Source organism: Bradyrhizobium sp. ORS 285, assembly GCF_900176205.1.
GTDB lineage: Bacteria > Pseudomonadota > Alphaproteobacteria > Rhizobiales > Xanthobacteraceae > Bradyrhizobium.
Window position 1 is genome coordinate 3,557,668 of sequence record NZ_LT859959.1, and the last position, 26,412, is coordinate 3,584,079.

General features: G+C 66.0%; 24 protein-coding genes. 12 read left to right on the forward strand and 12 right to left on the reverse strand.

Annotated elements, in window-relative coordinates:
- Window positions 1-11 precede the first annotated feature (11 nt).
- Genes pxpB through BRAD285_RS15935 form a run of 3 tightly spaced genes read left to right on the forward strand, consistent with a single transcriptional unit; the run spans window position 12 to window position 2,599 of the window.
- Window positions 12-743: a 5-oxoprolinase subunit PxpB gene (pxpB, locus tag BRAD285_RS15925; RefSeq protein ID WP_006613957.1), complete on the forward strand. Its 732-nt coding sequence runs from the start codon at window positions 12-14 to the stop codon at window positions 741-743.
- The gene (locus BRAD285_RS15930; RefSeq protein WP_006613958.1) at window positions 740-1,774 is read left to right on the forward strand and encodes a biotin-dependent carboxyltransferase family protein; all 1,035 of its coding nucleotides are present in this window, start codon (window positions 740-742) and stop codon (window positions 1,772-1,774) included. The genes pxpB and BRAD285_RS15930 overlap by 4 nt, the downstream gene beginning before the upstream one ends.
- A 51-nt stretch (window positions 1,775-1,825) precedes the next feature.
- Entirely contained in the window at window positions 1,826-2,599 is a 774-nt protein-coding gene (locus BRAD285_RS15935) for a LamB/YcsF family protein (RefSeq protein WP_006613959.1), read from the forward strand.
- A 14-nt stretch (window positions 2,600-2,613) separates the two neighbouring features.
- Here the strand turns inward: BRAD285_RS15935 and BRAD285_RS35790 are convergent, their stop codons facing one another.
- The 5 genes from BRAD285_RS35790 to BRAD285_RS15955 form a co-directional block, all read right to left on the reverse strand.
- The gene (locus BRAD285_RS35790) at window positions 2,614-2,763 is read right to left on the reverse strand and encodes a hypothetical protein (protein WP_172889776.1); all 150 of its coding nucleotides are present in this window, start codon (window positions 2,761-2,763) and stop codon (window positions 2,614-2,616) included.
- Between the two features lie 172 nt (window positions 2,764-2,935).
- Window positions 2,936-4,540 carry a sulfite reductase subunit alpha gene (locus tag BRAD285_RS15940; protein ID WP_006613960.1) on the reverse strand — a complete coding sequence of 535 codons (1,605 nt, stop codon included), beginning with the start codon at window positions 4,538-4,540 and terminating at the stop codon, window positions 2,936-2,938.
- Entirely contained in the window at window positions 4,537-6,330 is a 1,794-nt protein-coding gene (locus tag BRAD285_RS15945) for a NirA family protein (protein ID WP_006613961.1), read from the reverse strand. The genes BRAD285_RS15940 and BRAD285_RS15945 overlap by 4 nt, the downstream gene beginning before the upstream one ends.
- 356 nt (window positions 6,331-6,686) lie before the next feature.
- The gene (locus tag BRAD285_RS15950) at window positions 6,687-7,841 is read right to left on the reverse strand and encodes a CmpA/NrtA family ABC transporter substrate-binding protein (RefSeq protein WP_006613962.1); all 1,155 of its coding nucleotides are present in this window, start codon (window positions 7,839-7,841) and stop codon (window positions 6,687-6,689) included.
- Window positions 7,838-8,428, reverse strand: a complete 591-nt coding sequence (locus BRAD285_RS15955) for an ANTAR domain-containing response regulator (RefSeq protein WP_006613963.1) — start codon at window positions 8,426-8,428, stop codon at window positions 7,838-7,840. Before BRAD285_RS15955 ends, BRAD285_RS15950 begins: the two co-directional genes overlap by 4 nt.
- 112 nt (window positions 8,429-8,540) lie before the next feature.
- On the opposite strand from BRAD285_RS15955, the gene rimO reads away from it, so the two are divergent.
- Window positions 8,541-9,866: a 30S ribosomal protein S12 methylthiotransferase RimO gene (gene rimO / locus BRAD285_RS15960; RefSeq protein ID WP_006613964.1), complete on the forward strand. Its 1,326-nt coding sequence runs from the start codon at window positions 8,541-8,543 to the stop codon at window positions 9,864-9,866.
- A gap of 12 nt (window positions 9,867-9,878) precedes the next feature.
- Here the strand turns inward: rimO and BRAD285_RS15965 are convergent, their stop codons facing one another.
- Window positions 9,879-11,003: a DUF2336 domain-containing protein gene (locus tag BRAD285_RS15965; RefSeq protein ID WP_006613965.1), complete on the reverse strand. Its 1,125-nt coding sequence runs from the start codon at window positions 11,001-11,003 to the stop codon at window positions 9,879-9,881.
- 386 nt (window positions 11,004-11,389) lie between these two features.
- Between BRAD285_RS15965 and BRAD285_RS15970 the strand changes: the two genes are divergently transcribed.
- On the forward strand, window positions 11,390-12,586 hold the full coding sequence (locus BRAD285_RS15970; protein ID WP_006613966.1) for an acetylornithine transaminase: 1,197 nt from the start codon (window positions 11,390-11,392) through the stop codon (window positions 12,584-12,586).
- 28 nt (window positions 12,587-12,614) lie between these two features.
- On the opposite strand, the gene BRAD285_RS15975 is transcribed toward BRAD285_RS15970, so the two are convergent.
- The gene (locus tag BRAD285_RS15975) at window positions 12,615-13,601 is read right to left on the reverse strand and encodes an LLM class flavin-dependent oxidoreductase (RefSeq protein ID WP_035647927.1); all 987 of its coding nucleotides are present in this window, start codon (window positions 13,599-13,601) and stop codon (window positions 12,615-12,617) included.
- A 252-nt stretch (window positions 13,602-13,853) separates the two neighbouring features.
- On the opposite strand from BRAD285_RS15975, the gene BRAD285_RS15980 reads away from it, so the two are divergent.
- Together BRAD285_RS15980 and BRAD285_RS15985 are read left to right on the forward strand one after the other, a co-directional pair.
- The gene (locus tag BRAD285_RS15980) at window positions 13,854-14,135 is read left to right on the forward strand and encodes a hypothetical protein (protein WP_006613968.1); all 282 of its coding nucleotides are present in this window, start codon (window positions 13,854-13,856) and stop codon (window positions 14,133-14,135) included.
- 124 nt (window positions 14,136-14,259) lie between these two features.
- Window positions 14,260-15,012, forward strand: coding sequence for a YkgJ family cysteine cluster protein (locus BRAD285_RS15985; RefSeq protein ID WP_006613969.1), 753 nt, complete (start codon window positions 14,260-14,262; stop codon window positions 15,010-15,012).
- A 21-nt stretch (window positions 15,013-15,033) separates the two neighbouring features.
- Here BRAD285_RS15985 and BRAD285_RS15990 read toward each other — a convergent pair whose 3' ends face one another.
- From BRAD285_RS15990 to pcsA, 3 genes are all read right to left on the reverse strand, one after another.
- A complete protein-coding gene (locus BRAD285_RS15990; RefSeq protein WP_006613970.1) occupies window positions 15,034-16,008 on the reverse strand; it encodes a quinone oxidoreductase in 975 nt (324 codons plus the stop codon).
- A 166-nt stretch (window positions 16,009-16,174) separates the two neighbouring features.
- The gene (locus BRAD285_RS15995; RefSeq protein WP_006613971.1) at window positions 16,175-16,900 is read right to left on the reverse strand and encodes a TerC family protein; all 726 of its coding nucleotides are present in this window, start codon (window positions 16,898-16,900) and stop codon (window positions 16,175-16,177) included.
- On the reverse strand, window positions 16,897-17,631 hold the full coding sequence (gene pcsA, locus BRAD285_RS16000) for a phosphatidylcholine synthase (protein WP_006613972.1): 735 nt from the start codon (window positions 17,629-17,631) through the stop codon (window positions 16,897-16,899). Before pcsA ends, BRAD285_RS15995 begins: the two co-directional genes overlap by 4 nt.
- A gap of 117 nt (window positions 17,632-17,748) precedes the next feature.
- Here pcsA and BRAD285_RS16005 point away from each other — a divergent pair, with 117 nt between their 5' ends.
- Window positions 17,749-18,948 (forward strand): UbiH/UbiF family hydroxylase, encoded by a 1,200-nt coding sequence (locus BRAD285_RS16005; protein WP_006613973.1) that lies wholly within the window; start codon window positions 17,749-17,751, stop codon window positions 18,946-18,948.
- A 6-nt stretch (window positions 18,949-18,954) separates the two neighbouring features.
- Here BRAD285_RS16005 and BRAD285_RS16010 read toward each other — a convergent pair whose 3' ends face one another.
- Window positions 18,955-19,908: an AEC family transporter gene (locus BRAD285_RS16010; protein WP_006613974.1), complete on the reverse strand. Its 954-nt coding sequence runs from the start codon at window positions 19,906-19,908 to the stop codon at window positions 18,955-18,957.
- Between the two features lie 131 nt (window positions 19,909-20,039).
- Here BRAD285_RS16010 and hspQ point away from each other — a divergent pair, with 131 nt between their 5' ends.
- Window positions 20,040-20,372: a heat shock protein HspQ gene (gene hspQ, locus BRAD285_RS16015; RefSeq protein ID WP_006613975.1), complete on the forward strand. Its 333-nt coding sequence runs from the start codon at window positions 20,040-20,042 to the stop codon at window positions 20,370-20,372.
- A gap of 124 nt (window positions 20,373-20,496) precedes the next feature.
- Here the strand turns inward: hspQ and BRAD285_RS16020 are convergent, their stop codons facing one another.
- The gene (locus BRAD285_RS16020; RefSeq protein WP_006613976.1) at window positions 20,497-21,279 is read right to left on the reverse strand and encodes an invasion associated locus B family protein; all 783 of its coding nucleotides are present in this window, start codon (window positions 21,277-21,279) and stop codon (window positions 20,497-20,499) included.
- 260 nt (window positions 21,280-21,539) lie between these two features.
- Between BRAD285_RS16020 and BRAD285_RS16025 the strand changes: the two genes are divergently transcribed.
- The 3 genes from BRAD285_RS16025 to BRAD285_RS16035 all read left to right on the forward strand — a co-directional run bounded on the left by BRAD285_RS16025 (window position 21,540) and on the right by BRAD285_RS16035 (window position 26,271).
- The gene (locus tag BRAD285_RS16025; protein WP_035647929.1) at window positions 21,540-23,366 is read left to right on the forward strand and encodes an extracellular solute-binding protein; all 1,827 of its coding nucleotides are present in this window, start codon (window positions 21,540-21,542) and stop codon (window positions 23,364-23,366) included.
- 48 nt (window positions 23,367-23,414) lie between these two features.
- Complete coding sequence (locus BRAD285_RS16030; protein ID WP_035647905.1) at window positions 23,415-24,923, forward strand: class I adenylate-forming enzyme family protein; 1,509 nt, start codon at window positions 23,415-23,417, stop codon at window positions 24,921-24,923.
- 115 nt (window positions 24,924-25,038) lie between these two features.
- The gene (locus BRAD285_RS16035; protein ID WP_006613979.1) at window positions 25,039-26,271 is read left to right on the forward strand and encodes a hypothetical protein; all 1,233 of its coding nucleotides are present in this window, start codon (window positions 25,039-25,041) and stop codon (window positions 26,269-26,271) included.
- Window positions 26,272-26,412 lie beyond the last annotated feature (141 nt).

The window sequence follows — 26,412 nt, forward strand, 5'->3', positions numbered from 1 at the left end:
CTTTCGGACTCATGGCCGATCCTCTTCCACCTCCTCGCCTGCTGCCCAGCGGCGACAGCGCCGTCACCGTCGAGTTCAGCCGGACCATCGACGAGACCGCGAACCGGCGTGTGCTCGCGCTCGATCACGCGTTGGCGGCTGCAGCGATCCCCGGCATTACCGAGACAGTCCCGACCTATCGCTCGCTGCTGGTGCACTATGATCCCGGCGTGATCGACCATGCCGCGCTCAGCAGTCAGCTGCTCGCGCTGTCGGCCGGCTCGCTCGCGCCGGAGAACGACATCAGGCGCTGGCGCGTGCCGGTCTGCTATGGCGGCGAGAACGGCATCGACCTCGAGGATGTCGCCAAGGCGCTGAACCTCACTACGGACGAGGTGGTCGCTCGTCACGTCGCCGGCACCTATCGCGTGGCGATGATCGGCTTCACGCCCGGCTGGTCCTATCTCTCGGGACTCGAGCCATCGCTGCAAATGCCCCGCCGGCAGAACCCGCGGCTGGCGACACCCGCAGGGATTGTCGCGATCGGCGGCATTCAGACCGGCATCCAGTGCCTGGCCGGCCCCTGTGGCTGGCACCTGATCGGCCGCACGGCCATGCGGACGTTCCAGCTGCATCGCACGCCGACTTTCCTGCTCGAGCCCGGCGACGAGGTGAGCTTCACGGCCGTCGACGAGAAGACGTTTGCCGAGCAGGAGCGCGCCGCCGACGCGGGCGAACTGATCGCGGAGCGGATCGCGGCATGAGCACGCTCGTCGTCTCGCAGATCAGTCCGGCGAGCTCTGTCCAGGATGGCGGCCGCTTCGGCGCGCAGCGCTACGGGCTGACGCCGTCGGGCGCAATGGACAAGTTGGCGCTTGCCGCCGCAAACAGTCTGGTCGGCAATGAACTGATGGCCGCTGCCATCGAGATCGGCCCGTTCGGCGCGACGTTTACCGCAAAGGACGGAGCCGTCCGCGTTGCGTTGTCTGGCGCGCCGCGCCCCGCTGACGTCGCCAAGCGCCCGGTCGAGATGAATACATCGGTGACGCTGAACGAGGGCGAGAAGCTGACGGTTGGTTTTGCGCGCGGCGGCTCGTTCAGCTATCTCGCGATCGAAGGCGGCATTGCCGGCGAGCCGGTGTTCAACAGCCTCTCCGTCAATGCGCGTGCGGGCTTGGGCAGCCCCTACCCGCGGCCACTGCAGTCGGGCGATGAGTTCGAGGTCGCAGCCGCGAGCCAGGCGCCGGAGATGCAGATCGAGCTTCCGAAGACGAGCGGCGCGATCCGGGTGGTGATGGGCCCGCAGGACGATGAGTTCAGCGACGAGATGAAGGCGCTGTTCCTCGGCAGTGACTGGAAAGTGTCTGCCACCAGCGACCGCATGGGCTATCGCCTCGAGGGTCCCGTGATCCGTCACCTGCACGGCCACAACATCGTCTCCGACGGCACCGTCGAAGGCAGCATCCAGGTGCCCGGCAACGGCTCGCCGATCGTGCTGATGTCGGACCGCGGCACCAGCGGCGGCTATCCTAAGATCGCGACCGTGATCACAGCCGACTACGGACGTCTTGCGCAGACACCGGCCGGGACGCCATTCCGATTCAAGGCGGTGAGCTTGGCCGAGGCGCAGAGCGAGCTGCGCCGCTACACGGACCTGCTGCGCAGCCTGCCCGACCGCGTCAGCGAGCTTGCGAGCAGTGAGTTCAACCTGGATGCGCTGTTCACGGCGAATGTGGCCGGCCATGCGGTCAGCGCAACCGACGTCACCACCTGGCCCGGAGTGACGCCCGATTAACCCGATCGCCGCTAACGCTGCTTCCGACCCCTCAACGCGCGGAGCCCCGACATGACCAGCACCGTCGACCTGAACTGCGACCTCGGAGAAAGCTTTGGCCCGTGGGAGATGGGCAATGACGCCGCGATGATCGAGCTGGCGACGTCCGTGAACGTCGCCTGCGGCTTCCACGCCGGTGACGCCGACATCATGCGCCGCACGGTCGAGATGGCGAAGGCCAAAGGCGTCAGCGTCGGCGCGCATCCCGGCTATCGCGACCTGCACGGCTTCGGCCGTCGCCCGGTGCCGGGGCTGAAATCATCTGAGATCGAGAACCTCGTCGCCTATCAGATCGGCGCGCTGCAGGCGATCGCGACCGCGGCCGGCCACAAGGTCACGCATGTGAAGGCGCATGGCGCGCTGTCCAACGTCGCCTGCGAGGATGACATGACGGCGAACGCGATCGCCAAGGCGATCAAGGCCGTCGATCCCAGCCTGATCTTCGTCGTGCTCGCGAACTCGAAGCTGGTGACGGCCGGCGAGAAGGCTAATCTCTCGATGGCCCACGAGGTGTTCGCCGACCGCGCCTATGACGACAACGGCCTGCTCGTGTCGCGCAGCAAGCCGGGCGCAGTGCTGCATGATCCCAGGGTGATCGCTGATCGCGTTGTCCGCATGGTGCAAGACGGTGCCGTGGTGTCAGTCACGGGCAAGGTGATGAAGATGCGCACCGACACGGTCTGCATTCATGGCGACACCGCCGGCGCCGTCGAGATCGCCCGCGAGGTGCGCAAGGCGCTCGACGCGGCAGGGATCAAGGTGGCGCCGTTCAAGACGGCGCCGTGACCGAAGGAGTCTGATCAGAACGGATGGGTGAAGGGCATGCCCAGCGTGATCGCCGCGATCAGCGCGAGCGCGCCGTAGAGGGCAACCATTGCGGCCACTGTGCCACGCTCACGAATGGCGCGAGCCTGAGGCATCTGTCGCAGGGGCGTCGAAAGCGTCCGCATGGCCGGTCTCCTGAAGTTCCGGCCATGAGAAAAGCGTTCCCGCAGGCCGATGCAAGGCAACCGGCCAAATAACGACAAGCCTCCTGTTTCGGGTCCGCTTGGAACCATAAAATTCTCAGCCGATGTTCCAGCTGAGAATTTTATCCGCAGGGTTGCGGCCCGCTTCGCGTGGTTAATAAACGTCGAGCTGGAACCGCCCCTTCTTCTTGAGGTCCGCCACGAAGCTGACAGCCTCGTCGGTGGAGCGCGCCCCGAACTGGGCGACGATGTCGACCAGCGCGCGCTCGACGTCCTTGGCCATGCGCTTCGCATCGCCGCAGATGTAGAGATGCGCGCCGCCTGCCAGCCAGGTCCAGACCTCGCGGCCGACCTCGCGCATGCGGTCCTGGACGTAGAATTTCTTGTCGCCGTCGCGCGACCACGCCAGCGACAGCCGCGTGAGCAGCCCCGAGGTCTTCATCGCGTTGAGCTCGTCGGCGTAGAAGAAATCGCAATCGCTGCGCTGGTGGCCGAAGAACAGCCAGTTCTTGCCCGGCGCACCCGTTGCCCTGCGATCATGCAGGAACGCGCGGAACGGCGCGATGCCGGTGCCCGGGCCGACCATGATGATCGGCGTCTTCGGGTCGGCCGGCAGCGCGAAGCCATGCGCCTTCTGCACGTAGACGCGGAGCTTGTCGCCAGGATTGATCCGCTCGGCCAGGAATGTCGAGGCAAGGCCGAGACGCTTCCGCTTGCCGACGACGTAGCGGACGCAGTCGACGGTCAGCGAGAGCTTTCCGGGCGTGGCGTTGTGAGAGGAGGAGATCGAGTACAGCCGCGGCTGCAGCGGCTCCAGTGCCTCGACGAAGGCTTCGGGATGGGGTCGCACGCCGGAGAACTTCTGCAGCACAGCCATGACGTCGAGCGTGGCCGCATCGCCATCGGGATCCTCGCCCTGCGCCAGCCGCCGCGCCTTCTCGCGCGTCGCGCCGCCGGTGATGAAGGAGATCAGTTCGAAAAGCGAGTCCGGCGCCGGCGACAGCGAGACGTCCTCGAGCAGGCACTGGCGCAGCGGTTTGCCGTGCACCTCGGTGATGTGCGAGGCGCCGAGCAGCGCGATGATCTGATCGACGAGGCCGAGGTCGTTCTTGGCAAAGATGCCGAAGGAATCGCCGACGACGTAGTCGAGTCCGGCCTCGGCGAGATCGAACTCGATGTGCCAGGTCTCCTTCTCCGAGCCGGGCTTGTTGAGCAGGCGCCGCGACAGGAATGTCGCTTCGACCGGATTGTCGCGCGAGCGCCCGGGCTCGCTGACGACGACCGAGACGGTGGCCGGCGTTGCTGCGGCAGCTGGCTTGACCGCCGCCGGCGCCTTGTCGATCTCCTCATACAGCGCCTTCAGCATCCGCGCGGTTTCCTTGCCGCCGGGCACGCACAGATTGAGGCGCGCCTCGCTACGATCGGCGATCGCATCCGAATAGTCGCTGCAATTGTAGCCGCACTGGCCGCAGTCCTGCTGCGCCATCGCCGCCATCATGCGCCGGCGCAACGGGCGGCCCTCGGCCAGCTTCATGCGATCGGCGATCGGCATCGTCTGGTCGTGCCACGGCGCCTCGCCGTCGTCGGCATCGCCGGTAGGCGCGAGTACGGCTCCGTTCTGCGCCGGCGACAGCGGCGTCGACCCGTCGAGGTTGAGCGCGCCGGCGAGGAAGCCGTTGAGCCAGGAGCGCTGTGCCTCCGAGAACGGTGCGGATGCAGGAATGATCTCGATCTTCGGCATGGGCGTGATCTGGTTCATGCTGACACCTCGGACGAATTCTGGGCCTCGGCGAGCTGGCGTAGCGCGTCGCCATCGTGCCTGCGGGCAAACGACAGAAACGGCTCATCGGGCGAGGCGCGATGGGCGAGATAGGCCTTGAGCAGCTTCTCGACGGTCCCAGGCGCGTCCGCAGCCTTCAGGTCGCGATACACCTCGCGGCCGATATCGGCCTGCGGGCCGAAGCCGCCGCCGGCGAACAGATGATAGCCCTCGACGGTGTCGTCGCCGTCGCCGACCGGCACCTTGGCTGCGATCATGCCGATGTCGCTGATGTAGTGCTGGGCGCAGGAGTGATGACAGCCGGTGAGATGGATGTTCAGCGGGGTATCGAGCTCCACCCTGCTCTCGCACCAATCGGCGATCTCAGCCGCGTGCTTCTTGGTATTTGCTGCCGCGAACTTGCAGCCAGCATTGCCGGTGCAGGCGATCAGTCCGGCCCGGATGTGCGATGCCTGTGTCGAGAGCCCGATCTGCTCGATCGCGGCGCAGGCCATAGCCACGTTCTCGTCGTGCACGCCGGGGATCAGCAGGTTCTGCCAGACCGTCAGCCGGATCTCGCCATCGCCGAGATTCGACGCGATCTTGGCCAGCGCGCGCATCTGATCGGTGGTGAGCTTGCCGAGCGGCAGCACCACGCCAATCCAGTTCAGACCGGCCTGCTTCTGCGCGTTGACGCCGATATGCGCCATGCGATCCGCTTCGGGCCGCGGCTGCAACGCCTCGTCCGGCACGCGCGCTAGCTTGCGGCCGAGCCGTTCCTCGACGGCTTGCATGAACTTGTCATGACCCATGCTGTCGAGCACGTATTTGAGACGCGCCTTGAGGCGATTGGTGCGATCGCCGGTCTCGATGAACAGCCGCACGATGGCATCGGCCACTTCGGTGGCGCGCTCCGGCTCGACGATGATGCCAGTCGGCTTGGCAAAATCCTTGTGGCCGGTGATGCCGCCGAGGCCGAGCCTGAACCACACGCCCGACGTCACGCCAAAACCGTCCTTCACCTCGACGGCGGAGAACGCGATGTCGTTGGTGTCTTCCAGTGCCGCGATGCGGCCGGCGCCGTCGAAGGCGACGTTGAACTTGCGTGGCAGGCCGTACAGCGAGCGATCATTGAGGATATGGAAGTGCCACTCGCGCGCGTAAGGCCGCGTGTCCAAGAGCTCCTGCGGATCGATACCGGCGGTCGGCGTGCCCGTGACGTTGCGGATGTTGTCGGCGCCGGAGCCGCGCGCGGTGAGTCCGAGATCGGAGAGTCCTTCGAGCAGCATCACGGCATGCTTGGGCGGGATTTCACGAAGCTGCAGATTGGCGCGCGTCGTGACGTGGCTGTAAGGGCCGCAGAGCTGATCGGCGAGATCGGCGAGCCCGGCAAGCTGCCAATGCTTCATGATGCCGTTGGGGATGCGCAGCCGGCACATGTAGGAATCCTGCGCAGGCGCTACGTGAAACAGACCGTGATAGCGCCAGCGGAAATTGTCGGCGGCCGACGGCGCGGCGTTGCTGCGGGCCTGCTCCTTCAGCCGCTCATAGGCATCGAACGGATGCAGCTCGCGCTTGATCTTCTCCTGGTCGGCGAGCTTGCGGCCCGACGCGAGAACCTTGTCCTGCGCCTTGATGTGGATGGCGTCGGGGCCGGTCGGCTCAGTCGCCGCTGTCGTCGTGCTCGCAGCGCCGCGGCTGGCGAGGGTCACCTTGAGGCCGGCAGCCAGCCCCTCGAGGTAGCGCTTCTGCTCGTCGTTGAAGTCGACAGACAAGTGTTCGATTTTCATGATGGCGCACGAAGCTCCAGCGGCCAGGGGATGGCGTTCGGGGATGGGATGAGGATCGCGTCGCCCGAACGGCCAGCCTTGGTGTGTTCACCTTGGCGTCCTTCAGGAGAGCGATCCGACCAGCTTCGTTGCTGCGGAAATCCGACACGGATTGCAGCCAGCGGCATCTGCGGCGGCTGACTGCACTGCAATATTCAAGTTGCGTGCCAGCCGCGTAGCTTGAGAAATGTGTGGAAATTCAGAGAGCTGCCCGAATCGCTGAACTCGCGATCACAGCCTCAAGTCTCGAAATGCGAGCACTCCGCCCAAATTTTGATCGGCGGAGAGCGCTGCCCGAATTCTATTCGAAAGCGAGATCAGGCCGTCCAGCGGCCGATCTTGAAGGCCTTGAGATGGCCCAGGACGTCGTCGGCCGCGAAAGGTGGGCCGGCGAACGCCCCAATCGCGGCATTCTGGGCCTGCGCCTGGGTGCCAAGCGCAGCGTCATAGATGTCCGGCCGGAACACGCCCATGGCGGTCGCCAGCGCCTCGCTGCTGAGCGGCGTCTGCCCCCAGCGGACCATCTGGGCATACAGCCATGCAGCCTGGATCTTCTCCGGCCGCCCTGCTCCCTCGCGGCCCACCAGCAAATAGCGCGGGCTTTCACGGAAGGTGCCATCGGGGGAGATCTTCAGCCGGCCGTCCAGCGTGCGCTTGAGCACCTCGGCATCGACGCCGATCCGCTCGGGCTGAGCCAGGATGCGTGCGGCGTCCTCGTGGTTCTGCTCGATGAAATCGGCGCCGCGTGCGCACGCCCGAACCAGGGCGGACAAGGCGTCGGGATTCTTGTCTGCCCAACTCTGCCTGACGGCCAGCACCTTTTCGGCGGCCCGCACCAGAACGTCGGAGACAAAGTGCAGGATGTGGCCGATGCCGAGGTCGACGGCGATCGAATTCCACGGCGCGCCCACGCAGAAGGCGTCGACGTGACCGTTGGCAATGCTCTCGACCATGTAGGGCGGCGGCAGCACCACCAGACGGACGTCCTCATCCGGATCGACGCCGCCCGCGGCCATCCAGAACCGGAGCTGGTAGTTGTGGGTCGAGAAAGGAAACGTCATGCCGAAGGTCAGCGGTTCGGCGCCGGCCTTGCGGCGGGCGGCGACGACGCGCGACAGCGCCAGCGCGGTCGCCATTGGATCGAACCGGTCGCCGTCGAGATGCGCCATCAGCTCGGCATGCAGCGCCGGCGTCACCGTGATCGCGTTGCCGTTCACGCCGAGACTGAACGGCGCCACGATCGGGACCTTGACGTGACCGATGCCAAGGCTGGAGGCGATCGCGACCGGCGCCAGCAGATGCGCCGCGTCGAACAGGCCGATGTTGAGCTTGTCGCGGACGTTGGACCACGAGACCTCGCGCACCAACGTGACGTCTAGCCCCTCGGCGGCCGTGAAACCCTTGTCGACGGCAACGATCAGCGCCGCTGCATCGACCAGCGGAATGAAGCCAATGCGAAGCGAGCCGGTCATTTCAGCATCTCCGAGGCGGTCAGGATCGATTGCGCGATCTCACCGATCTTCTTCTTCTCACGCATCGCCGTGGAGCGCAGCAGAACGTAGGCTTCCTCTTCGGTGAAGCCCTTCATCTTCATCAGGATGCCCTTGGCGCGGTCGATCACCTTGCGATCCTCGAGCGCCGACTTCGTGCGCTCCAGCTCGTCCTGCAGCTTGGAGAAGGCATTGAAGCGGGAGATGCAGAGGTCGAGGATCGGCTTGATGCGCTCCTTCTTCAGGCCGTCGACGATGTAGGCGGACACGCCCGCCTCCACCGAGGCCTGGATCGACGCTGCATCGCTCTGGTCGACGAACATCGCGATCGGCCGCCGGACCGCCCTGCTCACCTGAAACATCTGCTCGAGCACGTCGCGGCTCGGGTTCTCCAGGTCGATGACGATGACATCCGGGTCCAGGGCATAGATCCGCGCCAGCAGACCCTGCATTTCACTGACATGCACGACGCCGCTGAAACCAGCTTCCCGCAGGCCCTCCTCGAGGATGGCGGCGCGGATCGGGCTTTCGTCGACGATCACGATTTTAGGCGACTGCTCGGCGCTCATCGTTCACCAGTTGTCCGAGCCGGTATCCATAGCATGGACGCGACCGGCTTAAAGCCTTGTCTTTCTGAGCAATTCGGACTAGCTGACGCGTATCTCATCAGGCAGTTCCAACATGCAGCAGGGTTCCGCGCCCAAGATCAGCTTTGTTTCGCTCGGGTGTCCGAAGGCGCTGGTTGATTCCGAGCGCATTATCACGCGGCTGCGCGCCGAGGGCTACGAGCTCGCCCGCAAGCATGACGGCGCCGATCTCGTCATCGTCAACACCTGCGGCTTCCTCGATAGCGCCAAGCAGGAGTCGTTGTCGGCGATCGGCTCGGCCATGGCCGAGAACGGCAAGGTCATCGTCACCGGCTGCATGGGCGCCGAGCCGGAACAGATCGAGCAGGCCTATCCCGGCGTGCTCTCGATCACCGGTCCGCAGCAGTACGAGAGCGTGCTGGACGCGGTCCACCGGGCGTCGCCGCCGGTGCACAATCCGCATTTGGATCTCGTTCCTCCCCAGGGCATCAAGCTCACGCCCCGCCACTACGCCTATCTGAAGATTTCGGAGGGTTGCAATAACAGGTGCAGCTTCTGCATCATTCCGAAGCTGCGTGGCGATCTGGTGTCGCGGCCGGCCGCCGACGTGCTGCGCGAGGCCGAACGGCTGGTCGCGGCCGGCGTCAAGGAACTGCTCGTCATCTCGCAGGACACCTCCGCCTATGGGCTGGACATCAAATACGCCGAAAGCCCGTGGAAGGAGCGCAACGTCCGCGCCCGCTTCCTCGATCTGGCCCGCGAACTCGGCGAGCTCGGGGCGTGGGTCCGGCTGCATTACGTCTACCCGTATCCGCATGTCGACGAGGTCATCGGCCTCATGGCCGAGGGCAAGGTGCTGCCCTACCTGGACATCCCGTTCCAGCATGCCAGCCCGAACGTGCTGAAGGCGATGCGGCGCCCCGCGGCGCAGGACAAGACGCTGGACCGTATCAAGGGCTGGCGCGCGGTGTGTCCGGATCTGGCCCTCCGCTCGACCTTCATCGTCGGCTTCCCCGGCGAGACCGACGAGGACTTCGCCTATTTGCTGGACTGGCTCGATGAGGCCGAGATCGACCGGCTCGGCTGCTTCAAATACGAGCCCGTGGCCGGCGCGACGTCCAATGCCCTGCCCGGCCAGGTGCCGGACGAGATCAAGCAGGAGCGCTGGAACGCTCTGATGGCGCGTCAGCAGAAGATTTCGGCACGTCGGCTGAAGCGCAAGGTTGGAACGCGCCAGCAGGTCATCATCGATGAAGTCGGGCCGACCGTCGCCAAGGGGCGCACCAAGGCGGATGCGCCGGAGATCGACGGAGCGGTCTATATCTCCAGCCGCCGCCCGTTGCGGGTCGGCGAAATCGTCACGGCCAAGATCGAGCGCGCCGACGAATACGATCTGCACGGCTCGGTGGCCGGGTTCTGACGGACCTGCGGATCAGTTCGCGTTCGTGGAGCCCGCTCGGACGTTCCACAGCTTCAGCAGCCGTCCGGCCTCGTCCAGCGTCAGCTCGAGATATTTGGTCTTGAGTTTGATCAGCTCCTCGGGCTTCGTCGCGCCCGAAACGAAGCGGCTGTCGAGAATCGCGGCCACAGTGCTCCAGCTCAGCCCGGCGACCTTGCAGGGAACGAGAATGCCGTCGCTGCGTAAGCTCTGCATCAAGGGCCGCACCAGCTCGATGCTGCATTTCGCAAGCTCCGCGATGGCCGCGATGGTTTCGGCGTAGCGGCGCTGGCGGGCGAAATCGAGCAGCATGGCCTCGTTGAGCTTGCCGGTCTGCTTCAACTGCGCGACCGACGCCTTGGCACCGCCGAAGTCGCGCGACCGCGACATGCCGCGCTCGGCATCCGTCGTCGCCGCTGCAATCGCGCTACGGATTTCCTCGTAGAGATGCGGCGGGGCGGAGGCGAGCAGTCTGGCTTTCACCGCCTCGGACGCGCCCTGCAGCAGCGTGCGGCGCAGCGGCGACGGCAGGTCGGCACGAATGCCGGTCGCAATGGCCAGTTCGGGATCGCCGAGAGCCTGAGACAGGATGATCGAGAAGCCCGCCGCAGAGATCCGGGCGCCGGGATTCTTCATCAGCTTGCGGCTGACGCTCGGAAACCGACGGACCAGCAGCGCGTCGGTCACGACTTCCTGCAGCCACCAGCGGCCGGCGACCGCGATCAGGTGCTGCTCGCCTCTCGTATTGGCGATGTCGATCAGATCTTCGGTCGTGAGCCGCGGCGATTCGGAGAGCACCGGTCCGGCGACGGCGATGTCGTCGTGGTTGGCAAGACGCCGGATCACGGCCACCGGGGTCTGCGGGACAGGCGCCAGCTGAGCGCTCAGTTCGGCAAGCGCGATCCGGGCGCCGGCATCGGCCAGCGCGCGCAGCTCGATCGTGTTGACGAGGCGCTCGAACACGTCGGCGAACAGGGCGTATTGCTCGACATCCAGGCTGCGGGCCTGGGCGATGAACAGGGACGCGACGCGCTCAGCGACGCCGGAGCAGCGTTCGGCTGAGCCGGTGGCAATCGCCGCCTGGACCTCGTCGGCGATCGTGAGATGGGGATCAGACATCGCTCGTCCTGAGCGCTTGCAATTTCAAGCTCGCCAGCACGGTAAATGTTGCCGCTAAACGTTTGGTAAAATTTGAACTAAAGAGTTCTGAGCTAGGCGCCCTCACGGGGTCTACCGGGGGCCGGCGGCCGGACCGCGATCACGGCCGCTCTTGACACGTCTGGCGATCTGCCTGTATGGCCCGCCGCATGATCTTCAACCGGACCAACCGCCGCGCCGCCGTTTGCCGTCGTCACCGCCGTGACGATGCCGGGGCGCGCCATGTCCGAAAACGTTGCTGATCGGTCCAACTCATCAGCATCGGGTTTTCGAGAAGGCCGCTCCCGCAAGGAGCGGCCTTCTCGCTTTTCGGCCGTCGTTTTCCCACTGAGCATAGGAGATTGAACATGCTGACCGCCCCGCATCCGTATGACGCTCTGATGGAGATCACGGCGCGTCCGCGCACTGTCTTCGTGCAGGGCAAGGGCTCATGGCTGTGGGACGACAGCGGCAAGCGCTATCTCGACTTCATCCAGGGTTGGGCGGTGAACGCGCTCGGCCACGCGCCGCCCGAGCTTGCCAAGGCGCTGGCTGATCAGGCCACGCGGCTGATCACGCCGAGCCCGGCCTATTTCAACGACACCAGCCTGCAACTGGCCAAGACGCTCACCGAGCGCTCCTGCTTCGATCAGGTGTTCTTCACCAACTCTGGTGCCGAAGCCAACGAAGGCGCCATCAAGCTGGCGCGCAAATACGGCGCGTTGCGCAAGAACGGCGCTTATGAGATCATCACCTTCGAAGGCGGCTTCCACGGCCGCACGCTGGCGACGATGTCGGCGTCAGGCAAGAAGGCGTTCGAGCCGCTGTTCGAGCCGAAGGTGCCGGGCTTTCCCAAGGCGCGCCTGAACGACATTGCCTCGGTCGAGGCGCTGATCTCCGGCAAGACGGTCGCGATCATGCTGGAGCCGATCCAGGGTGAGGCCGGCGTCTGGCCCGCGACGGACAAGTTCATGCAGCAATTGCAGACGCTCACGACCCAGCATGGGCTGCTGCTGATCGTCGACGAGATCCAGACCGGCATGGGACGGACCGGCAAGCTGTTCGGCTATGAGCATTCCGACGTCCTCCCGGACATCATGACGCTCGGCAAGGGCATCGGCGGTGGCGTGCCGCTCGGGGCTCTTCTCGCGACCGATGAAGCGTCCTGCTTCGAGCATGGCGACCAGGGCGGCACGTTCAATGGCAATCCGCTGATGTGTGCTGCGGGGCTCGCCATGCTCGACGTGATCGAGAAGCCGGAGTTTCTCAAGGCCGTCGCCGACAACGGCCTTTATCTCGAAAGCGAGCTGCAACGCATCTCGGCGCGGCATGGCCTCGGCGAAGTCCGCGGCCGCGGCCTGTTGCTGGCGCTCGATGTGGTCAGGCCGATCGCGCCGTCGCTCGTTGCTCACGCCTTCGAGCTCGGCCTGCTTCTGAACGCGCCGCGTCCGGATACGCTGCGCTTCATGCCTGCGCTGAACGTCACGCGCGACGAGATCGCCGCGATGATCGACATGCTCGACGGCATCCTGACCAAGGCCGGCGTAGCGCGCTGCGTAGCCTAGCGGCTTGGACGCGACGGCCGGTACGCGATCAGTCGCCGGCCCCGCTTTCCAAGATGTGCGTCCGGAACGTCGCCAGCATGTCGCAGCGCCGTCCCGCGTCCACGCTGGCCGGGACCAGCAGCACGCTGCGCGGTCCTGCCGCGGCGAGCTCATTGAGCTTGGTGCGGACTTCTTCATGGCTGCCGATCAGCGAGCGCGCGAGAAAGCTCTCGATGTTGGTCGGCGGCACCACGGCGCCGGGTCCGGCGGACAGTTGCCGCCTGCGGTCGAAGAACTGTTGCAGGAACGGCGCGGCTTCGGCGATGGCCTCGTCCCGGGTCGGCGCGCTGCAATAGAACCGCGAGACTACCAGCCGTGGATCGGCGGTGGCATTGCGTTCCCGATAGCTTCGCAGCATCTGCCTGACGTCATCGAGCGACGATGTCAGGCCAGCCATCAGACCATGGCCATGCGCGGCCGCATCATCGAGCGCGGCTTCGCTCGCCGATGCGATCCAGGTCGGGACGGGGTTCTGCAGCGGCCGCGGCGTTAGCCTGAGACGATCGACCTGGAAGTAGCGGCCGTGATGGGAGACTTCCTCCTCGGCGAGGAGCCGCTGAATCAATTGCAGCGCCTCGAGCATGCGCGGCCGGGTCTCGTCCGGCGACACACCGAAATTCCGGTTCTGCTCGGGAAAAGGTCCGCCGCGCGCGACGCCAAAATCGAGACGGCCGCCGCTCAGGATGTCGATCGTTGCGACATCCTCGGCGACTTCCACAGGTGGACGAAACGGCAGCAGCACGGCCGCGGTGCCGAGGCGAATGCGGGTCGTGCGGGCGGCGAGATATCCCAGCAGCGCGAACAGCGAGGGGCTCGAGCTGCCATCATCGAAATGATGCTCGGAAATCCAGGCTTCATCGAAGCCGAGTGCCTCGGCCTTGAGCACCAGATCGGTTTCGGCCTGGATGGCCGCGGCATGGCCGAGACCGTGATTGTCGTAGGGGCAGAAGATGCCGATGCGGAGACGAGCACTCATGATGACCAAGCTGTACCGGCATCGCGGAGGAATTTCCAGAACTCGTCCTCGGTTGACCTAAATCAAAGACAGCGCGGCTCCTGAAAAACGATCTTGGCGGTGCCAAACACCTGCGGTCCGATGCATGACGTTGTATCCTTCTGGATATAGCGTCGTACGGGATGTGATCAGCTCGTCAGGAACGAGGCTTGCCGGAACCAAGCTGATGATCATTCCGCCGACAACGACGTCGGCATCAGAGGAGATGCAAGAATGGCGAGAGACAATCTGGCGCGCGTGCGGCCGGTGGAGGACACCCGCAGCCATATCGCCCCCGCTGCCGCGACCGAAGAGGTCCTGATCCATGTCCGCTTCTTCCCGAATTCGGACATCAACATGATCGGCGAGAAGCCCGCTGGTCTCACTGCCAACCAATGGTACGAGGGGCTGCTCGACATGGCGCGTCCGCACTATCAGACGTTTGCCGGCGGTCGCGGCTTCTTCCGCATTCCCCGCCCCTGCTTCGAGGCGATCCTCAAGGATGTCGCGGCCTGATCCAGGCCGCCGGCTGTTCGATTGAGGCAGTGGGCGTCCTCTCTGCCTCAGTCCTGTCGACCGCGGTGCGCCGGGTGCGCCGCGGTCGCTGGCGTTCGATCGTCATGTCTGGCGGAGCAAGCGCGTGAGCGATGCAGTGTTCAGTGAAGTACAACGGGGGTTCAGCGACATCGTCGCCGCAGTGTCCGCCTCGCCCCAACTGGCGGATAGGCTCGCGGACCGCGCATTCGATCTGTTCGAAGCCAACATCGACGCGCAGACGGCGCATCTGCCGGCGCTCGCCTGCGCCAAGGGCTGTCCGTCATGCTGTGCGTTGCGCGTGACAGCGACGGCGCCCGAAATTTTCCTGCTGGCGCGCTATGTCCGCCAGATCGATGCGCGGATGCCGGGCTCGGCGCTCGGCTCGCTGTCGCGCCGCATCAGGCTCGCCAACCGCGCGACGCGCGAATTGAGCGAGACCGAGCGCATGCGGCTGCGCCAGCCCTGCCCCTTCGTGGTGCGCGGCGGCTGCATCATCCATCCGGTGCGCCCGCTGGCCTGCCGCGGCCATGCCTCGTTCGACCGGCGCGCCTGCGCGCAGGCAATGGCCGGGCGCGATGTGGATGTGCCGGTCTCTGGTCCGCATATCGCGCTGCGCAGCCTGGTGCAGGATGCGCTCAGGGCAGCGCTCGATCGTGCCGGCCTCGCATCCGACCTCTACGAGCTGAACCAGGGGCTCGCTCTGGCTCTCGCGGATCCCGAACGGGAGGCGGCATGGCGAAGCGGCCAGGACAGCCTGGCGGCGGCGCGGATCGGCCCGCCGGCGGTCGCACAGACTGATGCCGTGTTGTGGAGCCGGGCATCCAGTCATGAAAGCGGGGTCCGCGACGACGCCTGAGTCGACGTCGCGCGCAGCGGGTCATGGCTTGAGGATCGACGCTCCCGTCGTGGCGCGGCTTTCCAGGTCGGCGTGCCCCCGCGCCGCGTCCTTCAGCGCATAGGCATGATTGATCGGCACGTGCAGCTTGCCGCTGATCACGGCCGAGAACAGCGTGTCGGCGCCTTCCAGCAGCTCCGCCCGCGTGCCGATGTAGTCGTTGAGCTTCGGGCGCGTCGCGAACAGCGAGCCGTGGCTGTTGAGCTCGGCGATCGAGAACGGCGGCACCGGCCCGGAGGCATTGCCGAAGCTCACGAACAGGCCGCGCCGTCTCAGGCAGGACAGTGATCCCGGGAAGGTCGACTTGCCGACGCCGTCATAGACCACGTCGCAGCCTTCGCCGCGGCTGATCTGCTTCACCCGTGCGACGAAGTCCTCCTCGTTGTAGAGGATGACGTGATCGCAGCCATTGGCGAGCGCGAGCTCCGCCTTGGCCTTCGAGCCGACCGTGCCGATGACATGCGCGCCGAGCGCGCGCGCCCACTGGCAGGCGAGCAGTCCGATGCCGCCGGCAGCTGCGTGGATCAGCACGCGGTGATGCGGCTCGACCTTGAACGTCTTGTGCAGCAGGTACCACACGGTCAGTCCCTTGAGCATCAGCACCGCGCCCTGCTCGTAGGTGATGTGGTCGGGCAGCTTGACCAGGCGCTGCCAGCCGATGTTGCGCTCCGTGGCGTAGCCGCCGAGGTTCTCGTAATAGGCAACACGGTCGCCGGGGTGGAAATGCGTCACGCCGGGGCCGACCGCAACCACCTCGCCGGCGGCCTCGTTACCGGCGACGAACGGCAGGCCCGGCGCCTTGTACAGGCCAGTGCGATAATAGACATCGATGAAGTTCAGCCCGATCGCGTGCTGGCGGATGCGGACCTCGCCGGGGCCAGGGGCGGCAAGATCGACCGGCTCATAGACCAGCGCCTCGGGGCCGCCCACCTTGTGCACGCGCACCGCTTTGGCCATCGAGCCATCCTCCCTTGCAGAACCTCGCGTGGCCGGATCTGACAATCCGGTCCAGGAGCTTCAGACAATTACCTGATTCTCATCGCGCATCCGGCGCGTTGAACCGCCGGCGCGACCGCCCGCGAAAGCGAAGGCGATCAGGACAGGCTTGTCAACTCGGCCGTCCTCACGCCTTGCGCTTCCTGCGGTTGCGCGAGGCCATCACGTTGAAGGCCTCGACCGCGAGTGCGAAGGCGATCGCGAAATAGATGTAGCCGCGCGGGATGTGGAACTCGAACCCGTCGGCCACCAGCGCGACGCCGATCAGCACCAGGAAGGCGAGCGCCAGCATCTTGGTGGTCGGATGGTTGGCTACGAAGCGCGCGACCGGCCCGGACGAGACGTACATGATGATCACCGCGATGATGACGGCGGCGATCATGATCTCCAGATCCTGCGCCATGCCGATCGCGGTGATGATCGAGTCGAGCGAGAACACGAGGTCGATGACGATGATCTGCGCGATCACCCAGAAGAAGCTGCTGCGGCCGCCGGTTTGCGGTCCCTCCCCCTCGCGTGCCTCCACCTCGGAGTGGATCTCATGCGTCGCCTTGGCGATCAGGAACAGGCCGCCGCCGATCAGGATGATGTCGCGCCAGGAAAAGCCGAGCTTGCCGATCGAGAACACCGGCTGGGTCAGCCCGATCAGCCAGACCAGCACGCTGAGCAGCATGATGCGGAAGATCAGCGCCAGCGCCAGACCGATCTGGCGGGCGCGCGTCGATTGCGGCTCGGGAATGCGCGCTGTGATCACCGACAGAAAGATGACGTTGTCGATGCCGAGGACGATTTCGAGCGCGGTCAGCGTCAGCAACGCGGCCCAGGCTTCGGGACTGGTCAGAAGGTCGATCATGCTTTCAAGGATCTCAACAGGCGGATCGCGGAGTCGCTCGCGACGATGTAGAGGCCGATCGCGCACAGCACAGTCGTGACGATCGGACCCGCGGTGAAATTCTGGCTCAACACATCAATCACCAGCAGGCCCCACAGCACGACCAGAGGCAGCGTCAGCCAGCGCAGCCGTTTCACGCGTACGGGATGGATGACGTGGAACGGCGCGAAGGTCAGCGCGATCAGCAGTGCCAGGCCCAGCGTGGCGAGCAGCGGCGACGGATGCAGCAGGAACAGATAGAACGCGGCGATATTCCACAGGCCCGGAAAGCCGCGGAAATGGTTGTCGTCGCTCTTCATGCGGCGATCCGCGAAGTACAGCGCGCCGCTCACGGCGATGCCGATTCCGATCACCGGCGCGGCCAGCGGCAGCAGCATCCCGCTCGCGGTGATCGCATAGGCCGGCACGAACACATAGGTCGTGAAATCCACGACGAGATCGAGCACGTCGCCAGACCAGTCGGGCTGCACGTTCATCACGTCGAGCCAGCGCGCCAGCGGTCCATCGATGCCATCAATGACGAGCGCCACGCCGAGCCACCAGAACATCGCTGTCCAATGCTCGCGCACGGCCTCCAGCATGGCGAGCAGCGCCACGCCCGCGCCGAGCGCGGTGAAGACGTGCACCGAGAACGCGGCGGCGCGATGCGCCGGCGTGGCTGATACGGCGCTCTCTGGTCTCAACTGATCCATGTCGGTTCACTGCTACCAGGAATCGGAGCGAATTGCATATCGTCGCTTGCGGCGATGCGCCGCGCAGGCGTGCGGAACACTCTTGAAAATGCCGGCGGGAACGTCAAATGTTCCGGCATGACCCACGCAGACACCAGCTTCGATGTCATCGTCGTCGGCGGCGGCCCCGCAGGGCTCGCGGCTGCCATCGCCCTGTCGCAGACCGGCGCCCGGACGGCTCTCGTCGCCCGCCAGGCTCCCTATGCCGACAACCGCACCACCGCCCTGCTCGGCGGCTCCGTCGACTTCCTCGACGAGATCGGGGTCTGGGCCTTATGCCGCGACCGCGCCGCCGGCTTGAAGACGATGCGGCTGGTCGACGACACCGGCCGGCTGATCCGCGCCCCAGAGGTGCGTTTCGTCGCCGACGAGATCGGGATCGAGGTGTTCGGCTACAACATCGCCAATGCTGTCCTGGTGGAGGCGCTGGAGCGGCGCGCCGGTGAGATCGCCGAGCTGACGCGGATTGCCGAAGACGCCGAGAGTGTCAGCTCCGGCGCCGAAGCGGTGACCGTCACCACCGGATCGGGCCGCGTGCTGACCGCGCAACTCGTCGTCGGCGCCGATGGCCGGCATTCGCTGTGCCGCGAGGCGGCGGGGATCGGCGTCAGCCGTCGCGCGCTGCAGCAGTCGGCGCTGACCTTCAACATCACCCATGCGCGGCCGCACCATAACGTCTCGACGGAATTCCACACCTCGCACGGCCCGTGCGTGTTCGTGCCATTGCCGGGCGATCGCTCCAGCGTGGTCTGGGTCGCGGCGCCCAGGGAAGCCGAGCGGCTCCATGCCCTCGATGACGACGAGCTGTCCGCCGCCGCCGAGCGGCAGTCGCATTCGATCTTCGGCCGGGTGCATGTCGAGCCGGGCCGTCATGTGTTTCCGCTCGCGATCGAGCGGCCGCAAGCTTACGCGCAGAACCGCATTGTCCTGATCGGTGAGGCCGCCCATGTCGTGCCGCCGATCGGCGCGCAGGGACTGAATCTCGGGCTGCGCGACGGCATCGACATCGCCGATGTCGTGCGCAAGGCCAAGGCGGCCGGCGAGGATCTCGGCGCATCCCAGGTGATCTCGCGCTATGGCGCGGCCCGCCGGGCCGACATCCTGAGCCGTACCTTCGCGATCGATGTCGCCAACCGCTCGCTGCTCAGCGATCTCCTGCCGATGCAGTCGCTGCGTGCGGTCGGCATGCATCTGATGGGTGGCATCGGTCCGCTGCGGCGGCTGGCGATGCGCGAGGGTTTGGCGCCCTCCTGGCGGAGCTCGCGCCGCGCCGGCTGAGCATAATCAGGGAAACACCAGCCGGCCGCTCTGGATCAGCCACATCACGCTGGTCAGCGTCACCACGGACGCGAAGGTGCCGATCAGCACCGCCGATGACGCGGGCTCGATCCAGCTGTCGTGCTGGCGCGCGATCACGAACACATTGAGCGCGGGTGGCAACGCCGCCATCAGCACCGCTGTCGCAGCCCATGGCTGCGCGAACGGTCCGAACAGCAGCATCAGGCCGAACGAGATCAGCGGGTGGATCACGAGCTTCACCACCGTGAGCACCGGCACCTCCCACGGCAGCCGCTCGAACGGACGCAGCGCCACCGTCACGCCCAGCGCAAACAGCGCCGTCGGCGCCGCCGCATTCTGCAGGAACTGCAAGGTCCGATCGAGCACCGTCGGCGGATGGAACTGAATGGCCGCGGCGAGGATGCCGGCGGCGGTGGCCATGATGAGCGGGTTGCGCAGGATCTGCCGCAGCACCGTGCGCAGCGCATGCCCCAGCGAGGCGTGATCCCGCTCGGTCAGCTCCACCAGCAGCGGAACGATCGAAAACAGGAAGATGCTGTCGCAGCAGAAGATCAGCGCGGTCGGCGCCGCCGCCTTGGCGCCGAGCACCGAGAGAGCGAGCCCCGGCCCCATATAGCCGATATTGCCATAGCCACCCGCCAGGCCAGCCATGGTCGCCTCGCGCAGCGACAGCCGGCCGATCAGCTTGCCGAGCACGAGCGCCAGGGTGAACGTCAGCATGGTCGCGAGCGTCGTTGCAACCAGGAAGGGAGGGTTGCTCAGCTCGGCGAACGGCGTGCGCGCAATGAGGTTGAACATCAAGGCCGGCAGCGACACGTAGAGCAGGAAGAAGTTCATCCAGGACAGCCCGGCCTCGGGCAGCTTCTTCCATTTACCGCAGGCGAACCCTATGAAAACGACGCCGAAATACGGCAGGGCCAGATTGAGAATGTCGAGCATGGGTCTTTGCGAATGACCCGTTGCGGGCCGGGGCTGCAGGAGCGCGCGGCACCGCGCGATTCGGGACTGTCTAGATTAAATCCGCCCCTCGGGCACTAGCATCGGCCTCAATCCTGGTCTATTCGACTCTGATGATCAAAGCGCGAACTGCCAAGTTTCAGATCGGCCAGATCGTCCGGCATCGGGTGTTCTCGTTCCGGGGCGTGATCTTCGACATCGACCCCGAGTTCAACAACACCGAGGAATGGTGGCTCTCGATCCCCGAAGAGGTTCGGCCGCACAAGGACCAGCCGTTCTATCATCTGCTGGCCGAGAACGCGGATTCCGAATACGTCGCCTATGTGTCGGAACAGAACCTCGTTCCCGACGAGTCCGGCGAGCCGATCCGGCACTCCCAGGTTGCGGAGATCTTCATCAAGGACAAGGCCGGCGGCTATCGTCCGCGCAATCCGCTGCTGAACTGAGGGCGACACGCCCTCACCTTTCCGCGTCCGAGCTACACCTCTCCGATACACCCGCTGATCCAACAAAAAAGGCGCTCCGACCGGAGCGCCTTTTGTTTTCGGAACGTGCCGAACCAGGCTGGCCTTACTGCTTCGCCGGCGGCTGGGTCTGCTCCAGCTTCTTGCGCTGCTCCTCGGCGCGCTTCTGCAGCTCTTCCTGCAGCTTCTGCTGGGTCTTCTCGAACTCCTTCGGATCGGTCGGCGGGCCGTCATAGGCCTTGGCGAAGCTGCTGGCGCCTTCCTGCAGCGGCAGCGGCAGGGTCAGCGCCGTGCCGTTCGAGTTGATCGCCTGCACGTACAGGTTCTGACCCTTCTTCAGGCTGGCCAGGAAATCCGGAGTCGCCTCGTAGTCCGACATGCAGCCGTTCTGGAAGCAGATCACGTAGGGGCTTTGCAGCGCCTGGTTGCTGTCGACCACGATGCGGGTGCCGGGCTGCAACTGCATGCCGAGCGGCAGGGTCACGCGCAGGATCTTCTTCGGCTCGCCTTCGGGCTCGATGATCACGGCGGCAACCACCGGCTGACCGGACTCGATGCGGCCGTCCTTGCCGATGAAGCAGACCTGCTTGGCGTTGGCATCCTGCCCCTTCAGGCAGAACTTGGTCCACGGGGCGTAGATCAGCTGCGGCATCTCCGCCGCCTGTGCCTGGGCCTGCTGGCCGCCGGCCGGAGGAGCACCGGCCGCAGGAGGTGCGGCGGGAGCGGGAGCTTTGGGGGCAGCAGCCGGAGCCTTTGCCTTCGGCGCTGCGGGCGGCTGAGCCTGCGCCTGCGCCTCCGAAGCAAAGGAAACGGCCAGCGCGGTGACCGCCAGCAGGGCGACGAGCCGCCCACGCGGCCCAACCGACGAGGCCAAGTCACGGAAATTCATTGCGGAAAACCCTTTCTGAACGGCAGCGCCCGAGACCGCCAAAGGCGCCAACCAAGCCGTCGAAGCGGCTGTCTCCTCAGGAAATGAGGCGGTTAAGTGACAGGCGTTGCCGCCGTAACTCAATCGCCCGCTTTCATAACGCGGTGCGCGGAAGAATCAATGCCGCGGGACCGTGTCCGGGCGGCGGTCTAGCGCGGGCGAGCCTGTGGTAAAAGCCTTTCGTGGCCTGTTCCGAATCAAATGCTTGCGCCCCGATGCTGATGCTGCAGCGCATGTTGCGCGCGGTGGTGGGATGCGGCTTCGCGATCCTGGCGCTGTTGCAGCCGGTCTACACTCCGAGCGCAATTGCTGCCGAAACTGCGGCACTGGCGATGCACGGCAGCCCGGCCCTGCCCCCCAACTTCGACCACATGCCTTATGTGAATCCGCAGGCGCCCAAGGGCGGCCGCGTGGTCTGGGGACTGCTCGGCACATTCGATAGCCTCAATCCGTTCATCGTGCGCGGCGTCGCAGTGCAGCAAATTCGCGGTTATGTCGTGGAAAGCCTGCTCACGCGCGGCAATGACGAGGCTTTCACGCTGTATGGCCTGCTGGCCCGCGGCGTCGAGACCGACGATCGGCGAACCTATGTCACCTTCCGCCTGGATCCCCGCGCCCGCTTCGCCGACGGTCATCCGGTCGAGGCCGAGGACGTCGCCTTCTCCTTCGCGCTGCTGCGCGACCACGGCCGCCCCAATCACCGGCAGTTCTACGGCAAGGTCGCCAAGGCCGAGGTGCTCGATCCCTTGACCGTCCGGTTCGATTTCGGCGGCACCGAAGATCGCGAGCTGCCGCTCATTCTCGGCCTGATGCCGATCCTGCCCAAGCACGCCACCGACGTCGCGGCGTTCGAGGACACTACGCTTTCCGCCCCGCTCGGGTCCGGCCCCTATCGTGTCACCGCAGTGCGGCCGGGAGCGAGCGTCACCCTCACCCGCAATCCCGATTATTGGGGCCGCGACCTGCCGGTCAACCGGGGATTGTGGAACTTCGACGAGGTCAGGCTGGATTATTACCGCGAGTCGAACGGCCAGTTCGAGGCCTTCAAGCGCGGGCTGTACGACTTCCGCGTCGAGACCGAGCCGCTGCGCTGGCACGACGGCTACGACTTCCCTGCCGCGCGCAGCGGCGAGGTCATCCGCGACAGCTTCACCTCGGGCATGCCGCAGCCGTCGCAGTTCCTGGTGTTCAACACCCGCCGTCCGGTGTTCGCCGACATCAGGGTGCGCCGGGCGCTGACCTTGCTGTTCGATTTCGAATGGATCAACCGCAACTACTTCTTCGGTCTGTACCGCCGCAGCGGCGGCTATTTCGCTGGCTCCGAGCTGTCGGCCTATGGCCGCGTCGCCGATGCCACCGAGCGTGAGCTGCTGAAGCCATTTTCCGGGCAGATCCCCCCCGACATCATGGACGGCAGCTATCGTCTTCCGGTCACCGATGGCTCCGGGCGCGATCGCAGCGCGCTGAAGACGGCGCTCGATCTGCTCGGCGAGGCCGGCTATGGCCTGGACGGCACGGTGCTGCGGCACCGGGCGACGCACGCGCCGCTCGCCTTCGAGATCCTGGTGACGACGCGCGACCAGGAGCGCATCGCGCTGGCCTATGCCGGCAACCTGAAGCGCGCCGGCATCAATGCGGCGATCAGGGTCGTCGATCCCGTGCAGTTCGACCAGCGCCGGCTGAGCTTCGAGTTCGACATGATCCAGAACCGCTGGGACCAATCACTGTCGCCAGGCAACGAGCAGGCCTTCTACTGGGGCAGCGAGGCGGCCGACCGGACGGGAACGCGGAACTACATGGGCGCCAAGGATCCGGCGATCGATGCCATGATCGCCGCGCTGTTGCGGGCCCGCGACAGGGAGGAATTTATCTCGACCGTTCGCGCATTGGACCGTACCCTGATGGCTGGGTTCTACGCTATTCCAGTGCTCAATGCCGCCGAGGAATGGATCGCTCGGTGGAATCGTATAGAACGGCCCAAGAGGACAGCTTTGACGGGAGCGCTCCCGGAGAGCTGGTGGCAGCGGCCGGAGCCGGCATCGAAATGACCACCGGGGCAGTTGGTCGGCCGGGTCCGTGAAAGTACGGGGCAACAGGTGAATCAGGCCAATACGTCGCCGACGCTCGACGCGTTGTTTCAACGCATCCTGGCGCGCAAGCCGGATGCGGTTGCGCTGATCGATCCGATCAACAAGCAGCGCATCACTGGCCGGCCTCCGATGCGCCTGACCTATGCCGAAGCCGATCGCGTGATCTCGGCGCTGGCGGCGCACTTCATCGACGCCGGCCTGCCCGCGCATTCTGTGATCGCCGTCCAGCTGCCCAACACGATCGAGTTCGTGCTCACCGTTCTGGCCGCGCATCGCGCCGGGCTGGTCGTCGCCGTGTTTCCGCTGTTGTGGCGGCAGTCGGAGCTGGTGGCGGCGCTCAACCGCACCAGCGCGCGCGCCATCGTCACGATGTCGAAGATCGATGGCGTGATCCATTCCGACCTGGCGATGAATGCGGCGGCCGAGGCGTTCTCGATCCGCCATGTCTGCGGCTTCGGCTCCGATCTGCCGGAGGGCATGTATTCGCTCGACCAGTCGATCGCGAAGCCGTCGCGCTCGACGCGCGGGATCATGCCCGACGGGCGCAAGGCCGCGATCGTCTCGTTCGACGTGACCGCCGACGGCTTCCGTGCCGTGCCGCGTACTCACCTCAGCCTGATTGCCGGCGGGCTTGCCGTGTCGCTCGAAAGCGATCTGCCGCAAGGCGTGAACATGATGTCGGCCTTCATGCCGTCGTCCTTTGCCGGTCTCGCCGCCTCCGTCGTCACCTGGCTGTTGTCCGGCGGCACGCTGGCGCTGCATCACCCATTCGATGCCGACGCGCTCGAGCAGCAACTCGCGGAGCTTGCCTGCGATACGCTGGTCGCCCCCGCACAGCTCGCCTTGCGTCTCGACGAAGGCGATCTCGCGTCCCGGCTGCCGAACCTCCGCTACGTTCTAGGCATGTGGCGCGCGCCCGAGCAGGTGGCATCGAGCCCTCTCTGGACAACGCGCGATATCGAACTCACGGATGTCTATCTGTTCGGCGAAGCCGGCCTGTTCGCGGTGCGGCGCACCGCGGCCGACGGCAGCCCCGGCTCGGTCAAGCCGGGACGCCAGGGCGCGCCGCGCGAGCAGCCGGGATCCTCGATCGCTGGCGAGATCCTGGTGACGCCGAAAGGCACGCTCGGCCTGCGTGGCCCCATGGTCGTCTTGGCCGCCTATGCGCCGCCGCCACCGCCCAGCGACTCGCTGATGCCGGCGCCGGCGCGCGATTTCGTCGACACCGAATATGCCGTGCGGCTCGACCGTGCCCACGACACCATCTCGATCACCGCGCCGCCGGCGGGCGTCATGGCCGTGGGCGGCTATCGCTTCCTCGCGCAGGACCTGCACGAATGGTCGCGCCGGCTCGGCCAGGGCGCGCTGCTCACCGCCCTGCCCGATCGTCTGAGCGGACATCGCTTGGCGGGACGCGCGATGGACAACGCCCGCGCCCGTGAGGCGCTGGCCGAACTCGGCCTCAATCCGCTGATGGTCGAGGCCTTCCGCGACCGTGCCAGTTCAGGCGGCTGAAGCTGCCGTCCGGACGACTGCGGAGCGCTTGCGTGTTCGGAACAGTGTTGACGCCGCGTTAACGGGAGAGACCTAGGATCGCGACGTATCGTCAGCGTATCCTGAGTTTCCCTGGATGTCCCAACAAGGCCCGCTCCTCATCGTCTCCAAGTCCACGCGGCCTTCGCTGACGGCGGCTCTTGCAGCGGCGCAAATTCTCCCGACGACCGAAACCCGTTGGGCCGATGCGGCCGGCGCGATCTCCCGGGTTCAACCGGCCGCCGTGCTCGCGGTGATGGACGACGCTGAAGCCTCCGAGATCGCCACGCTGTCGCGCCATGTCAGCGCGCGCAAGCCCTATATCCCGATGATCGCGATCGCGCCGGGCGACGCCGCCCTGCCCGACAATGCCATTCCGCTGCACGGCAGCGACAACCACGACCGCCTGCTGGCGCGGCTGCGCGCCGCGCTGCGGGTCCGCACGTTGCACACGACGGTTCTTCGTCGCCTCGACGAGAAGAAGACGCCGGACGCGACGCTGCCCGACACCGATCCGCTCAATGACGCAACCGTGCTGCTGCTCGGCCGCGGCACGTCGCTGCCGGGCCTGTCGGTCGCGCTCGGCGAGCGCATGGCGGTGGTCGGTGCATTGAGCATCGAGGCGGCCGCCAAGCATCTGTCGAGCCGCGACATCGATGGCATCGTGCTCGGCGAAGGATTTTCGCCGCGCGTGGTCGATGCGTTCCTCGCCGTGCTCGCCGAGGACACCCGCTTCCGCAATCTCGGCGTCGTCGTCACCGCCAACCAGCCGGCGCCGCTGCAGGAGCTCGCCAATCTCGAGATCATCGCCGGCGAGCCGCAGCGCATCGCGGCGCATGCCTTGCCGCTGATCCGACAGCACGCGTTCGAGAGCCGCCTCAACCGCACTCTGCGCGCGATCGAAGCCGGCGGCATGCTCGATCCCTTGACCGGCCTCCTCACCCGCACCGCCTTCGCGCGCGATTTCGCCACCGCCGTCAGCCAGACCCAGAAGAGCGGCGGCAGCCTGGCCGTCGCCCGCTTCGCCTTCGATCCGGTCAACCCGCGCGCGCAATATGATGGCGCCCGCATCATCAGCCGCCTGATGCGGCGGATGGACTTCGGCACCCATGAAGACAACGGCTCCGTCGTCGTCGTGTTCGCCGAGACCGACCTGCGCTCCGCCCACGCCATCGCCCGCCGCCTCTCCAGCGTGATGCGCCACACCTCCCACGGCAAGCGCGACACGCGCAGCGAGCCATCGATCACCGTCGCGGCGCTGCAGCCGAACGATACCGCGCGCACGCTGCTGGCCCGCGTCTACGGCGAGCCGCAGCGCGCGGCGTCTTGAGATTGATTCACAGCTAGTCCCCCGTCATTGCGAACGCAGCAAAGCAATCCAGGGCGTCAATGGGACTCTGGATTGCTTCGCTACGCTCGCAATCACGCATTGAGTTATCAGCTCGGATCTTATCCAACGACGCCGGACCGT

Coding starts and splice junctions, on each gene's coding strand:
- pxpB (WP_006613957.1), top strand. CDS start 12: ATGGCCGATCCTCTTCCACCTCCTCGCCTGCTGCCCAGCGGCGACAGC.
- BRAD285_RS15930 (WP_006613958.1), top strand. CDS start 740: ATGAGCACGCTCGTCGTCTCGCAGATCAGTCCGGCGAGCTCTGTCCAG.
- BRAD285_RS15935 (WP_006613959.1), top strand. CDS start 1,826: ATGACCAGCACCGTCGACCTGAACTGCGACCTCGGAGAAAGCTTTGGC.
- BRAD285_RS35790 (WP_172889776.1), bottom strand. CDS start 2,763: ATGCGGACGCTTTCGACGCCCCTGCGACAGATGCCTCAGGCTCGCGCC.
- BRAD285_RS15940 (WP_006613960.1), bottom strand. CDS start 4,540: ATGAACCAGATCACGCCCATGCCGAAGATCGAGATCATTCCTGCATCC.
- BRAD285_RS15945 (WP_006613961.1), bottom strand. CDS start 6,330: ATGAAAATCGAACACTTGTCTGTCGACTTCAACGACGAGCAGAAGCGC.
- BRAD285_RS15950 (WP_006613962.1), bottom strand. CDS start 7,841: ATGACCGGCTCGCTTCGCATTGGCTTCATTCCGCTGGTCGATGCAGCG.
- BRAD285_RS15955 (WP_006613963.1), bottom strand. CDS start 8,428: ATGAGCGCCGAGCAGTCGCCTAAAATCGTGATCGTCGACGAAAGCCCG.
- rimO (WP_006613964.1), top strand. CDS start 8,541: ATGCAGCAGGGTTCCGCGCCCAAGATCAGCTTTGTTTCGCTCGGGTGT.
- BRAD285_RS15965 (WP_006613965.1), bottom strand. CDS start 11,003: ATGTCTGATCCCCATCTCACGATCGCCGACGAGGTCCAGGCGGCGATT.
- BRAD285_RS15970 (WP_006613966.1), top strand. CDS start 11,390: ATGCTGACCGCCCCGCATCCGTATGACGCTCTGATGGAGATCACGGCG.
- BRAD285_RS15975 (WP_035647927.1), bottom strand. CDS start 13,601: ATGAGTGCTCGTCTCCGCATCGGCATCTTCTGCCCCTACGACAATCAC.
- BRAD285_RS15980 (WP_006613968.1), top strand. CDS start 13,854: ATGGCGAGAGACAATCTGGCGCGCGTGCGGCCGGTGGAGGACACCCGC.
- BRAD285_RS15990 (WP_006613970.1), bottom strand. CDS start 16,008: ATGGCCAAAGCGGTGCGCGTGCACAAGGTGGGCGGCCCCGAGGCGCTG.
- BRAD285_RS15995 (WP_006613971.1), bottom strand. CDS start 16,900: ATGATCGACCTTCTGACCAGTCCCGAAGCCTGGGCCGCGTTGCTGACG.
- pcsA (WP_006613972.1), bottom strand. CDS start 17,631: ATGGATCAGTTGAGACCAGAGAGCGCCGTATCAGCCACGCCGGCGCAT.
- BRAD285_RS16005 (WP_006613973.1), top strand. CDS start 17,749: ATGACCCACGCAGACACCAGCTTCGATGTCATCGTCGTCGGCGGCGGC.
- BRAD285_RS16010 (WP_006613974.1), bottom strand. CDS start 19,908: ATGCTCGACATTCTCAATCTGGCCCTGCCGTATTTCGGCGTCGTTTTC.
- hspQ (WP_006613975.1), top strand. CDS start 20,040: ATGATCAAAGCGCGAACTGCCAAGTTTCAGATCGGCCAGATCGTCCGG.
- BRAD285_RS16020 (WP_006613976.1), bottom strand. CDS start 21,279: ATGAATTTCCGTGACTTGGCCTCGTCGGTTGGGCCGCGTGGGCGGCTC.
- BRAD285_RS16025 (WP_035647929.1), top strand. CDS start 21,540: ATGCTGCAGCGCATGTTGCGCGCGGTGGTGGGATGCGGCTTCGCGATC.
- BRAD285_RS16035 (WP_006613979.1), top strand. CDS start 25,039: ATGTCCCAACAAGGCCCGCTCCTCATCGTCTCCAAGTCCACGCGGCCT.